This window comes from Thermonema sp., assembly GCF_026003375.1.
GTDB lineage: Bacteria > Bacteroidota > Bacteroidia > Cytophagales > Thermonemataceae > Thermonema > Thermonema rossianum.
On the sequence record NZ_BPHD01000001.1, the window covers coordinates 1,164,052 to 1,176,793 of the forward strand.

12 protein-coding genes are annotated in these 12,742 nt (G+C 50.3%); 9 read left to right on the forward strand and 3 right to left on the reverse strand.

Annotation, left to right across the window (positions count from 1 at the left end; genetic code table 11):
• Nucleotides 1–9 precede the first annotated feature (9 nt).
• Nucleotides 10–930: a DUF58 domain-containing protein gene (locus QVE43_RS04900; protein WP_038032678.1), complete on the forward strand. Its 921-nt coding sequence runs from the start codon at nucleotides 10–12 to the stop codon at nucleotides 928–930.
• 83 nt (nucleotides 931–1,013) lie between these two features.
• The gene (locus tag QVE43_RS04905) at nucleotides 1,014–1,574 is read left to right on the forward strand and encodes a ferritin (protein WP_288004753.1); all 561 of its coding nucleotides are present in this window, start codon (nucleotides 1,014–1,016) and stop codon (nucleotides 1,572–1,574) included.
• A gap of 51 nt (nucleotides 1,575–1,625) precedes the next feature.
• Here the strand turns inward: QVE43_RS04905 and QVE43_RS04910 are convergent, their stop codons facing one another.
• On the reverse strand, nucleotides 1,626–2,048 hold the full coding sequence (locus QVE43_RS04910; protein WP_038032677.1) for an EVE domain-containing protein: 423 nt from the start codon (nucleotides 2,046–2,048) through the stop codon (nucleotides 1,626–1,628).
• Between the two features lie 440 nt (nucleotides 2,049–2,488).
• Here QVE43_RS04910 and QVE43_RS04915 point away from each other — a divergent pair, with 440 nt between their 5' ends.
• The 7 genes from QVE43_RS04915 (at nucleotide 2,489) to QVE43_RS04945 (ending at nucleotide 9,480) form a co-directional block, all read left to right on the forward strand.
• Nucleotides 2,489–2,857: a metalloregulator ArsR/SmtB family transcription factor gene (locus QVE43_RS04915; RefSeq protein ID WP_288004755.1), complete on the forward strand. Its 369-nt coding sequence runs from the start codon at nucleotides 2,489–2,491 to the stop codon at nucleotides 2,855–2,857.
• Nucleotides 2,858–2,881: 24 nt separating this feature from the next.
• Nucleotides 2,882–3,508 (forward strand): mercuric transport protein MerTP, encoded by a 627-nt coding sequence (gene merTP / locus QVE43_RS04920; protein WP_288004757.1) that lies wholly within the window; start codon nucleotides 2,882–2,884, stop codon nucleotides 3,506–3,508.
• 46 nt (nucleotides 3,509–3,554) lie between these two features.
• The gene (merA, locus tag QVE43_RS04925; RefSeq protein WP_288004759.1) at nucleotides 3,555–5,234 is read left to right on the forward strand and encodes a mercury(II) reductase; all 1,680 of its coding nucleotides are present in this window, start codon (nucleotides 3,555–3,557) and stop codon (nucleotides 5,232–5,234) included.
• A 199-nt stretch (nucleotides 5,235–5,433) separates the two neighbouring features.
• On the forward strand, nucleotides 5,434–5,640 hold the full coding sequence (locus QVE43_RS04930) for a PQQ-binding-like beta-propeller repeat protein (RefSeq protein WP_288004761.1): 207 nt from the start codon (nucleotides 5,434–5,436) through the stop codon (nucleotides 5,638–5,640).
• A gap of 153 nt (nucleotides 5,641–5,793) precedes the next feature.
• On the forward strand, nucleotides 5,794–7,458 hold the full coding sequence (locus QVE43_RS04935; protein ID WP_288004763.1) for a hypothetical protein: 1,665 nt from the start codon (nucleotides 5,794–5,796) through the stop codon (nucleotides 7,456–7,458).
• A 44-nt stretch (nucleotides 7,459–7,502) separates the two neighbouring features.
• Nucleotides 7,503–8,723 (forward strand): SPOR domain-containing protein, encoded by a 1,221-nt coding sequence (locus QVE43_RS04940; RefSeq protein WP_288004764.1) that lies wholly within the window; start codon nucleotides 7,503–7,505, stop codon nucleotides 8,721–8,723.
• 70 nt (nucleotides 8,724–8,793) lie between these two features.
• Complete coding sequence (locus QVE43_RS04945) at nucleotides 8,794–9,480, forward strand: MotA/TolQ/ExbB proton channel family protein (RefSeq protein WP_288004766.1); 687 nt, start codon at nucleotides 8,794–8,796, stop codon at nucleotides 9,478–9,480.
• A gap of 376 nt (nucleotides 9,481–9,856) precedes the next feature.
• On the opposite strand, the gene QVE43_RS04950 is transcribed toward QVE43_RS04945, so the two are convergent.
• Nucleotides 9,857–10,546, reverse strand: a complete 690-nt coding sequence (locus QVE43_RS04950; protein ID WP_288004768.1) for a hypothetical protein — start codon at nucleotides 10,544–10,546, stop codon at nucleotides 9,857–9,859.
• A 132-nt stretch (nucleotides 10,547–10,678) separates the two neighbouring features.
• Nucleotides 10,679–12,739, reverse strand: coding sequence for a hypothetical protein (locus QVE43_RS04955; protein ID WP_288004770.1), 2,061 nt, complete (start codon nucleotides 12,737–12,739; stop codon nucleotides 10,679–10,681).
• Nucleotides 12,740–12,742: the final 3 nt, after the last annotated feature.

Genomic DNA, 12,742 nt, shown 5'->3' on the forward strand with positions numbered 1-12,742 from the left:
GCGTGATTCATGGCAAAACGTAGTATTGATTTAGAGCAGATACGACAATTTAGCAATATAGGCTTACTTGCCAAGACTTTGGTAGAAGGCTTCATCGTAGGCTTGCATCGCTCACCTTTTCATGGCTTTTCGGTAGAGTTTGCCGAGCACCGCCCCTACAACACCGGCGAGAGCACCCGCCATATCGACTGGAAAGTGTATGCCAAAACCGACCGGCTTTATACCAAACGCTACGATGAAGAAACCAATCTGCGGGCTTATTTGGTTTTGGACGTCTCGGCGTCAATGTATTACCCCCTGCCCCACTTCGACAAGCTTACTTTCAGCGTGATGGCTGCCGCTTCCTTGGCTTACCTGCTTCACAAGCAGCGCGACGCCTTTGCCTTATGCACCTTCGATCAGCAGCCGGTCTATAGCAGCGAGCTCAAAAGCACCGCCACGCATCTGTCGCAACAGCTCGAACAATTGCAAGGTCTTTTGCAGAGCGAGCGCCCCCCTTTATCCAAGGGCACGGCTGCCGCCGCCGTCTTGCATGAACTTGCCGACAAAGCAGGCAAACGGGCTTTGTTCGTTGTTTTCAGCGACATGCTGGAGCAAACCGAACAAGTCGATGATGTATTTTCGGCGCTGCAGCATCTGCGCCACAACCGCCATGAAGTGCTGCTTTTTCATGTCTTGGACCACCGCACGGAAGCCTATCTTGATTTCCCTGACCAAGAACAAGAATTCATCGATTTGGAAAGTGGCACGCGTTTGAGGCTGAACCCCAAAGAAGTGCGCCGGCAATACCGCCAACAGGTACAACGCTATTTGCGCGCACTTAAACTGCGCTGTGGACAATACGGCATCGATTTCATAGAAGCCGACGTACGCATGCCTTTTGAGCAAGTATTGAAAAGTTATTTGCTCAAGCGCAATAAAATGGCATAAGCAACCCGGTGCGACTTATTGCAGGAAAAATTTTTTTCATTAAATTTATTTTTGTCAAGTTCAACATAAAACATCCCGGAAAAATGTCTAAGAAGAAAGAAAAAAAAGAAGAAAAAGGGCGTCGTAAGACTTCCTTGCAGAGCGAAATAGAACAAGCACTGAATGAACAAGTAAAAAGAGAAGCCTTGTCATCGGCCAACTACCTGGCAATGGCAAGCTGGTGCGACGTTCATGGTTTTGAAAACAGCGCCAACTTCTTCTACCGCCAATCAGACGAAGAGCGCACCCACATGCTCAAGATATTCAAATACATCAACGACATGGGCGGGCATGCAGTCACACCATCCATCGAAGCTCCTAAACAAAATTACAACTCTTTGCGGGCTGTTTTCGAAGCTGCCCTGGAAAACGAAATCGAAGTGACGCAGTCTATCCGCAAAATAGTGGATATGTGCCGCGAACACCACGACTATGCCACCGAAATGCTCATGCAGTGGTTTGTGCGCGAGCAGGTAGAAGAAGAGTACATTGCCCGCCGCTGTCTCGAGCTGTTCGATATCATCGGCGAAGAAGGCTTGGGGCTGTTTATGATAGACCAACAAATTCCCAACATCAGCTACACCAGCCCGGATACCGAAGCGTAAGCAGAAAGCGAAGCGCTACCGGGGCAACCATCGTTACGATGGTTGCCTTTTTTATTTGCCTGCGGCTGCCTCTTCTGCCATCCGTAAAATGGTTTCATATTCTTCTTCGGTTACCGGCATCACCGACAGACGCGCCTGCTTCACCAACTTCATATCCGACAAAGCAGGTACCTGCTTAATCTCTTTCAGCGGTACGGCCGCCGGCAATCTGTGCTTGGCACGCAGCTCTACTGCCACCCAATCGCCTTCCTGCGCCGTAGGATCGGGAAAAGCCGGCCGGCTTACCTCGGCAATGCCCACTATCTGCTTTTCCTTTCCTGTGTGGTAATAAAGCACCAAATCACCGGGCTGCATTTCACGCAAGTAATTACGTGCCTGATAGTTACGAACGCCCGTCCATACTGTCTTTCCATCCTGAAGCAGTTGCTCGAAAGAATACTTTCCGGGCTCTTCTTTTACCAACCAATACGCCATTGTCTTTTGTTTTTGTTGTTTGCGGTAAGCAATATAAAAAAATGCACAAGCTCACGCCTAATTACCCTCACTCACAAAGCAAAAGTGTGCTCTCATTTCGAAACAAGTACGGCGAAGCATGGTTATTTCGAATGAAACGGAGTGCATCCTGTCATCTCGAACGAGCGAAGCGAGTGAGAGATCTCATGCCCGCCAAGCCACAAGAAGCAAAGAGATTTCTCGCTCACGCTCGAAATGACAAGGGGGAGGCTCGAAAGGGAATACCCCAAAATCATGTTTTTTAAACAGTCTTATTTTTTCAATCCATTACCCCGCCTGCCGGCTTTTACCCTTCACCATTCGTAAAAAGCAATCCATCATTTAAGTATTTGCTTAAATAATGAACCATTTATATAACCTGTTTTGTTTTTTTGTTGACATTCACTCAAAAAAACAAGCGCATGCCTAAGAAAGCCCCTTTATGTATTCGCCAACTGGCCAACCCGGCACAAATCGGGCGTTGTCGTGAAGCACTGGAAGACAAGCAATCCATCTTCCGGCAGTTCAGCCAAATATTTGCCCTGGCAGGCAACGAGGTGCGATTGAAAATACTCTTTTTGCTCGAACAAGAGGGCAAGTTGTGTCCTTGCGACTTATCAGACATTTTAAGGATGAGCATTCCGGCTGTGTCGCAGCATTTGCGAAAGCTAAAAGACGCGCAGTTGATAGAAGGGCAGCGCGAAGGGCAAACCATTTTCTACTCTATCAGAAAAGATGCCCTGCCTATCCTTCAGGTCTTGCTTCAACAACTCACGGTAGAAAGTCCATGATTTCAGCTCAGAACTTGTAAAAAAATGAAAGCAAACTCAAAGAAAAACAGCCAAGTCTTTGCAGGGGCAAGCATTTTGTCAGCCGTGGCGGCTTCGCTCTGTTGCATCACTCCCCTGCTTGCTTTTTTATCGGGGGCTACCGGCCTCGCTTCCACCTTTTCATGGATGGAAGCGGCACGCCCCTACTTCATAGGCATCACCGTGCTTATGCTGGGCTTTGCCTGGTACCAAAAACTAAAACCACGCAAACAAGAAACCGCAGCCTGTGCCTGCGAAACGCCCCCGGCTTCTTCATTTTGGCACTCCAAAGCCTTTTTGGCCATTGTGAGCCTTTTCGCCATCATCATGCTTGCCTTCCCCTATTATGCCTCTATGCTCTACCCTTCGAAGCGCCAACAAGCTGCCCTGCCGGCCGCGAACAACGACAGTCTTGCCACCCGGTCCATATGGCTGCAGGTAGAAGGCATGAGCTGCGAAGGCTGTGCCCGGCATATCGAAGAAGCACTAAGTGAGGTGCCCGGCATCATAAAGGCACATGCCGATTATCAAAAAGGATTGGTAAAAGTAGAATTCACCCCACAGCAAGTAAAACAAGCCCAAATCAAAAAAAGTATTGAGGGAAGTGGCTATCAGGTCAGCGGGCAACCATAATTTTTTTTCACTGAATATTTAAGCATTTAATTAAAAGTTAAAAACCATGAAAAAGCAAAGTGTAACGCTTAGTATAGAAGGCATGACTTGTGCCCATTGCGCCCAAAGCATAGAACAGCTCTTGAGGCGGAAGGAAGGTATTCTCGACGTTTCAGTAGATTTTGCCGCCGGCACCTGCCACTGCTCTTTCGATGCTTCTCAGACAAACGAACAGGACATTATAGACAGCATCAACCAAACACAACAATACAAGGCAAAGCAGGCAAACCCACCCCGCACCGAAGAAAAAAGCAGCGGTCCCTTTGTTTCTTCTTCTGCCGGCTCTTACGATTTGATTATCATAGGCGGTGGCTCGGCCGCTTTTTCTGCTGCCATCACGGCAGAGTCACTTGGGCTGAAAACCCTGATGGTCAATGCCGGATTGGACATAGGGGGCACCTGCGTAAACGTAGGCTGCGTGCCTTCCAAGTACTTCATTCGTGCAGCCGAAGCCGCCCACCGCGCCCGGCACGCACATTTTCCGGGCATTCGTCCCCAAGGGGCACATATCGACTATACTCAATTGCTGCAAACCAAACGGCAGTTGGTTGCCACCCTCCGGCAACAGAAATACATAGACGTGGTCAAAGACTTCAAACACTTGACCATCTTGCAAGGTTTTGCCAAGTTCCGGGACAGTCATCATATTGAAGTCAATGGGCAGGTGTTCCGCGCGGTCAAGTTTTTGATAGCCACCGGCGCCACCACCCACATCCCCAACATAGAAGGCTTGGAAGACATCGACTATCTTACCCCCGGCGCGCTGTTCGAACTGGAGGCGCTGCCGCCGAGTCTCACCGTCCTGGGCGCCGGTTACATTGGCTGCGAGCTGGCCATGGCTTACAACCGGCTGGGCGTAAAGGTGCGTATCATAGAGTTTACCGACCGTGTGTTGCGGCATCAAACGCCCGATGTCAGCCAAGTCATCGAAGCACAAATGCGAAAAGAGGGCATCGAACTGTTGCCCAACCACAGAGTGGAGAAGTTCGAAAAGAAAGGCGAGCAAACCATCATTCATTGCCGCCGCCCCGACGGCTCCACCATACAGCTCACAGAAACGGGAAGTGTGTTGGTGGCTACCGGCACCCAACCCAACACATCGGGCATGGGCTTGGAAACTATAGGTTTGCAACTTAGCGATAGCGGGCATGTGGTGGTCAACGAACGAATGGAAACCAACCTGCCGCATATTTACGCTGCCGGCGATGTGGTCAACACCCCGGCTTATGTTTATACGGCTGCCTATGAAGGCAAAATAGCCGTAGAAAATGCATTTACGGCTGCCAACAAGCAGTTCGACTACAGCGCCCTGCCCTGGGTGATTTTCACGAGCCCGCAAGTGGCCGGCACAGGCTTGGACGAAGCCCAAGCAGCTGCCCGGGGCATTCCCCACGAAGTATCCAAAATTGAGCTTCGCGACGTGCCCCGCTCCATCGTAGCCCAAGACACCACGGGCTTCATCAAATTGATTCGCCATAGCGAAACCCACTGTTTGCTGGGGGCAAGGATTGTGGCGCCGGAAGGGGGCGAGCTGGTGCAAGCACTCAGCATGGCCATCCAATACGGCATTGACGTGCAAGCGCTTGCCGAAAACCTTTATCCCTACTTGACACTAAGCGAAGGCATTAAGTTGGCAGCGCTTGCTTTCAACAAAGATGTATCGAAATTGAGCTGTTGTGCAAGCTGATGCTTGCTTGCCTTCGTACAACAAGCGAAGCGGGCAATCGCAACCGGCTTCCCTGTAAAAAATGGTTTCTTACAACTTCCATACACCCGGGGCAAATGAGGGCGCTTCTCTCCTTTTGCCCCATTTTGTTTTTCACACACTTTTCAAAGAGTGCCATAACGCCCATTTTCAATATAATTGCTAACTTATGCTAAAAAGCATGATAAAGGAAACAGAAGAAAATAAGTGGACAACATTCAGAGGAAACAAAGCACGTACCGGCTCTTATAGCGGAAAAGCTCCTTGGAAGCATCCCCATTTAAAATGGAAATTCAAAACCGGGGATGTCGTATCGTCGAGCCCTGCCGTATCGGACGGAATCGTATTTTTCGGAAGTTGGGACTATTACCTACATGCCCTGGGTTAACACAGTTTTGCATGGTTTCAAAAGCCCAAACAGCCTGCGTAACCCGCTCCTTCATTGTTACGTTCTGACCCAATGCTTAAATTGGCAATTCAATATCTGTGCTTCAGTTATTGTTTCCTAAATTGACAGCTATATTCTAAAACCGTTTTCAATATGAAGAAATACCTTTTGGCTATTGGCATATTTGTTTGGGCGGGCAGCCTTTATGCACAGTCACCGACCGGTATAGAAAATGCCGAATTTGTCATAGAAAAAGAACGCGAAAACAAACTCCCTCCTGCGCAACGCTCCTTCGAAAGAATATCATTTGTTCCTTATTGGGTAAAAGACAGCACTTTTAAAAATACACCTGCTTTTCAAATCATTGAACTAAACTTGCCGGTACTCGCCCCCATGCAGCCACAGGTAGAAGCCCAACCGGCACGTATTGTGAAAGACGAAGTACAAAGCGGCACAATGCTACGGGGCGGCTTTGGCAACTACGGCACCCCGCTGCTGGTAGTGCAACATGCGCAAAAAGTATCCGACGAGCTCAGTTATCATGCCAACTTCACGCACCGTTCCTCTGCCACCGGTCCCACCGGCGACAACAAATCCGCCGATGCTTACAATCAACTGCGCATAGGCAGCCGGCACCGCTTACACCCCAGCTGGATGGTGAAGCCTTCGGCAGGCTTCGAGCGCCGCGGCTTTTACTTTTACGGCTACGCCCCTTTGCAACTGGAATCCATCCGTCGTGATTCCATCAAACAGTATTTGCAGCGCTTCGACATCGATATAGAAATTCAAAGTGTGCAAAGCAAAAGCCCCTGGCAAATAACCGTACGCCCCGCCTTCTATCATTTCAACGACCGCTTCAGCGCACGTGAGCAGACCTTTACGCTTCCCTTGCGTTTACAATACCAAAAAATACGCTTTTGGCAGGCAGGCTTAGAAGCCGAATGGCTGTACAACCGGCGCACCGACAGCTCACGCGTCAAACGTTCGCTGCTGCTGTGGCGCCCTTATTTCAGATGGCAAAAATCACAATGGGACATACAAGCGGCTGCCCGCCTTACCATAGACAACGACAGCACGCTCAACAGCAGCCTGCATGTGTATCCCGACCTGGCCGTTGCCTACCATTTCCTGGTAGATTTTACCGCCAAAGCCGGTGTGCGCGGACGCATGCAAGCCAATACACTGTATGATTTTAGCCGGCAAAATCCTTGGCTGGCGCCTGAAATACAACTGCTTCATACGCACATACCGCTTGAAATATATGCCGGCATACAGGTAACGCCCACGCCGGCGTGGCGCATCGAACCGCAGATAAGCATTTCATGGCAGCAATACCGCCCTTTCTTTATCAATAGCCCCACTGACTCATCCCGCTTTGTGGTGCGCTACAACCAAGAGATGATGCAGCAAAGTGAGCTAAGCTTGCAAGTCGAATACAACAATGGGCGTGGTTTGTATTGGACACTCCAGGGCAGCCTGTGGCGCTATGCTCTCAGCGACAAAGAAACGGTGCTTGCCGAGCCCTATCACCTGCCCACTTGGGCATTCAATAGCCGTTTGAGCTGGCTGCCTCTGCCTAAATGGGAAATGCAAATGCAAGCCCACTTGCTGGGCGGCATTCAAGCCCTGCGCCCCGATGGCAGCACGGCTAACCTTGACCCTGTCTTTGACGTAGGTATTTACAGCCACTACCAAATCACCCGGCAGTTGGGCGCTTTCGTGCAGGCATCCAATATCTTTGGGCAGTCTTACAGTCGTTATTTGTACTATCCAAGCAGAAAGATTACTTTTATAGGAGGTCTTTCTTACCGTTTCTGAAACATGCTTAAAAGAGGCGCAAGCCCACGATTAAATGCAGTCTTATGGAAGAAGTAATTAAAACAATCAAAGAAACACTCTACCGGTACGGGCAAGTGTGCTTGCCGGAGCTGGGGTGTCTGCAAGTAAAGTATCAAGGGGCGAAAATCCACGCAGCCATCCATAAGATTTCTCCACCAAGTGGCAAAATTGTTTTTACTGCCGACAAGCAATCGGACAGCCACCACCTGAAGGAAGCACTTCAACAGCAAACCGGACTGCCCGCCGGTGAAATAGAGTCGATATTAAAAAACCTTAGCACCGCCATTAAAATAGAATTGGGCACCCACAAGAAGTTCACCATTCCGGAATTGGGCACCTTTAAACTACAATACGATGAAAGCATAGAATTTGAGCAAGATCCGGAAGTGAACTACCTGCCCGATGCCTTTGGCTTGCCCGAAGTATTTGGACAAGTAGTAGTGCGCACCGAAGAGGAAGAGGCAGCCTTGCAGCAGCAACTCACCGAAGCGGCCGGTGGCGCCGGTACTGCCTCCCTCCATGAAGACACCCCGCTTGCCATGCCCTCACAAAGCAAGCGCAATTGGGGCGGCATTATTGTGGTAGCTTCGCTTTTTTTGATAGCCCTGTTCGCCAGTTATGTGCTGTTCATAGACCCCTCGCTTAACCCCTTCAATGCCCTATTTGGCTCAGAAGCCAAGCAAAATGCCACTAAAAACACAGCAGAGCCGGCAGTGGTGGCAAACGAAGAAACCAATACCGGCACAAATGACGAAGCAAGCACCGAAGAAGAAACCATGGCAGAGCCGGTACCATTGGATACGGAATCTTCTGTGGCAGCCTCCGAAGAAGAAGAGAACAGCGCAAACGACAAGCAGGCAACACCCGATGCCAACACCCGGAACTACGAAGCCAATAACAACACAAACTCAGCCCCAAGCACTACACAAACACAGTCCACTCCCACCATCGACAGGCAGCCGGCACAACAAGAAAGCTACAACAAAGCCGTTGAGTTTTACACGGTAAACAGCCCGCAAAACCAATACTTTATCATAGCCGGCAGCTTTACCAATAAAGTGCATGCCTACAAAGCCGCCGAAGACTTCCTTCATAAAGGATTCAAAAAAACCCGGGTGGTTGTTTCCGATGGGCGCTACCGGGTGGCTGTGGGCTTCGAAGCCGACAAAGACAAAGCCGACAGCCTGCGGCTTGCCTTACAACAACGCTTAGGAAAAAATGATCTTTGGATTTTGAGATACTAATTCATTCTGTATTGTAAATTTACGCGGTCTTAGTCCCCTTTCATCACACCAAGAGAAAAGTAGAAGCTCTATGTTGTTACAAGTAGATACATTACAAAACGCGCTTTTGAGCACCGAGGCCCCCGCCGACGAAGCCATCAACCTTATAGACCTTCTCATGAAGGGCGGCTGGGTCATGGCAGTGCTCCTGCTGCTTTCTTTTGTTACCGTTTATCTCTTCGTGCAAAAAATTATTATTCTCAACAAAGCAAGCAAGACCTCGCCGGGCTTCATGGACCAAATACGCACCCTTGTGCTCAATGGCGACATCAACGGTGCCAAGATGCTTTGCCAGCGGGAAAACACCCCCACCGCCCGTATGATTGAAAAAGGATTGAGCCGCCTGGGCACTCCCCTAAAAAACATAGAAGCAGCCATCGAGAACGTAGGACGCATTGAAATTTACAAGCTGGAGAAGAACTTACCGCTGCTGGCAACCATCTCCGGTGCTGCGCCCATGATTGGTTTCTTAGGCACCGTTACCGGTATGATCAAAGCCTTCATGCGCATTGCCGAGCTCAAGAGCCAAGTGACGCCCGGCGACCTCTCCACCGGCATTTATGAAGCCATGATTACCACTGCCGCCGGCCTGGTTGTGGGCATTGTTGCCTATCTTGCCTACAACTACCTGGTTACCAAAGTGCAAAAGGTAATTCACGAAATGGAGTACAGCAGCATCCACTTTATGGACCTCCTGCAAGAACCTACCAAAGTGTGACTTTCAACACAAAACGCCCGTTTCTGTCCCTGTATGGGCAGAGGTGCTTACAATCTTGACTATCAAGCAAAGCGGCGATCTGCCATGTTGAGCAAAGCGAAGCTTGTCATTTCGAACCGAACGCAGTGAGGTAAGAAATCTCAAGCTCATCAAAGCAAATTCATCTCTTGCCATCTCGAACGAAGCGAGATACCACATCAGACCAGGCAGCAGGAAGTAAAACAGATTTCCTGCTTGCGCTCGAAACGACAATGGGAAAACCCGAAAGCACCAAACCAACAGTCTGAAAGAACCAAAGAAAACCAAACCACAAACGCCTTCAACCACACAAGCCGGTAAACAATACCGGCTTATGCTATTCTTGATTGGACATGACTTACTTGGAAAAAGCAGTCAAAAGAGAATAACTTAACAAACGGCCATTCTTCTGATAAGTTTCACTTTTTACCATGCCTACCCCTTTGGCCACCCATGTCTTAGAATAACCGGTAACCGTGCGCCTCATGCCCATCATGTTCATGGAAGAAGTGGTGGTTTCAGAGAGACGGTAAGTCTCAAAGGTGCCGGCAGGTGTGGTAATTGTTTCTTTTCCATCAACCGTACGATTGATGGAAATCTCATTCGTCATATTCATGGGGGCGCCTTCTACTTTTATGGTAACGGTCCCTTTTGCCTCGGGCAGTTCCTGCCCGGGAGTCAGGTCATTGGGCAATTCCATAAAGTCGCCCTCCATGATGATTTCGGCATCTTTTGCGCTTTTGTCGTTCAGGTTGCCCACGGCAAACTGCCGGAAGTCAATTTTTATGCGGTCGCCTTCACAAAGCACCGTATATTCGTTGTCCACTATTTTTTTCCCGTCTTTGTCGTGCAGCTCGGCATGAACGAACGCTTCATTGCCTTCTACTTTCAGGATTTTGGTAATGTTTTTTCCGTCTTCTCGCCCTCTCTTGTCATAAGAAGTATATTCGAAAGTAGCACCCTCGTCAAAAGAGAAGAAAGCCTGCTCGCATTGAGCATACATGTTTGTGCTGAACAATGCCAGCAAAATTGTAATAAAAGGTTTCATCTTGCACTTATTTTGGTTGATAAAAAAACAAGCGCAAGAATCAAACCAAACAAAAACAATTAACAGGCAAGAAGATAAATATTTTACGGTAAGTAGCACCGGGTAAGGCAGTGCCTTACCCAACATGTAAGTTTATACATAGCCCTGATACTTTCTGACGGCCCATTCCACTACTGCCAAAGCAAACAACAGCCAAAACAACCAAGGCAGTGCCACCACTTCCATCAAGCGGTTTTGCGTGTGCAAGCGCGCTTTTGCTTCACCTATGGAAGCCTGCCAGGTGTCGAAGCGGTCGGTAGTAACGAAATCGCCGCCGGTGGCTTGTGCCAGCTGACGCAGCCAATCGAAGCGGGCGGTGCGGTCATAAAGCTCGCGCTCGGCACGGCGCACCACGAAGCCCCCGCGCACCTCTTCCTCTTTGCCGTTGATATTGGCTTTTGCCACAAAGCTATAGCGCCCGGAAGGCAGCGCTGTCAAAGCAAAGCGGCGCTCCGTTTCGCTCAATTGCAGGCGGTAGCGCTCTTGTTTTTTTTCACCTTGCAAAAACACCTCAAATGCCAAAGACTTGATCGGCTGAAACAACTCATCGTAAGCCTCTGCCTCCAGCCATACCGGCTCCCCTTCTTCATAGTCTGCCTTGTTGGTACTGACCAGAAAACGGCGCTTGCTGCGATCGGCCGTCAAGTATTGCACGGTTTTGTCGATGAGCTCATCCACTATGCTTTGGTCTTTGAACAAGGCATAAGCCTCGAGGCGCCAACGCCACAGCCCTTCGGCTACCAGAACCGCCTGCCGTGGCGACGCCTGCCCCAACACCCACAAAGGACGCATGGTGGTGGTTGTGCCTACCTGCTGATACAACAACACCGTGGCAGCAGGCAGCAGGTTGTAACGTGCATAAGGCGCCAATAAAGGGGGCAACTTGCGCAAGGATGCATTCAAGGCTACGGGCACTGCAAATGCCCGGAATTCTTCTGTTACATAAGCGCCTACTTCATCGGTACGGCTGCCCGAAGGCAATACGGTCAGCAGCTTTTGCATACGGTTCAGCGCGTTCCAGTCGGTTTGCGCGCCCCCAATCCACCACTTGGGCAACGGACTTGCCAGCAGTTCCTGCAAGGCGGCAGACAAAGGACGCTGCCGGTTGGGCAGCTGATACGCAATGAGCAGGTCGTAGTTTTTGCGGGGCAGCTCCCGGCTCACGCCGTCTATGTAAAACGACACTTCGTAGTTGCCCGTACGCTCCAAAGCACTGCGCAAGGCTTTCAGGTCGGGATGGGCCACCGAAGCCAAAATCAAAATACTTTTTTTACGGTCAATCACTTCCACCACCACCGAGCGCCGGTTGTTGACCGTGTTCAGCTCACCGGCCAGGGGGCTCACTTCTACCGTGTATTGAAAAACCCCTTCTTCTGTGGCACGCAGTTCAAACACATGACGCGTGATGCTGCCTTCGGTTGTTTTCACTACACGCTGTTCCAACACTTTGCTGCCCTCGCGCAAGCGCAACGCCACCTGCCGGTCCCCGCCGCCTTTGTTTTGCACTTCGGCAATCAGCTGAAAGCGGTTCCCCTTTTGCACTATGCGCAAGCTGTGGAAGCTGTAAATAGAAAGGTCCGGGTAGTGCGTGGTGTCGCCTACTGCCCAAGTATGCACCTTGAAAGGGAAAGACATATAAAGCGGATTCTCACCGGCATTCACGATGCCATCGGACACCAGCAACACATTGGCAAGGTAATCGCCCTCGTGGCTTGCCTGCAGCCGGCGCAGCATGCCCGCCAGGTCCGTGCGCTCTTGGTCGAAGCGCAGCGAATCCCAGCTGACCACTTCGCCCTTCAAATCAACAACAGACACCTCGTAGCCCAAAGCCTGCAAGCGGCTCTGCAGGCGGCGCAGCCGTTCCAGCTGCTTCCGGCGTGTAGTCGAATCGCCCCAAGCCGTCGCCATCGACCGGGAATTATCGATGGCGATAGCCCACACCGGGCGCTCTTCATAGCTTTCGACTATCCGCCACAGGGGCGCCCACAGTGTCCATACCAGCAGGGCTACCAATAAAAAACGTATGCCGAAAAGCAGTTTTTTGGGCAAAGGGGCAAAGGGACTGCGCCGGTACAATGCCCAAGCATAAGCCAAGCCTATGAGCAGGCACAGCCCCCATTGCCACCAAGCCGTATGTGTGAATAGTTCGTTCATGAG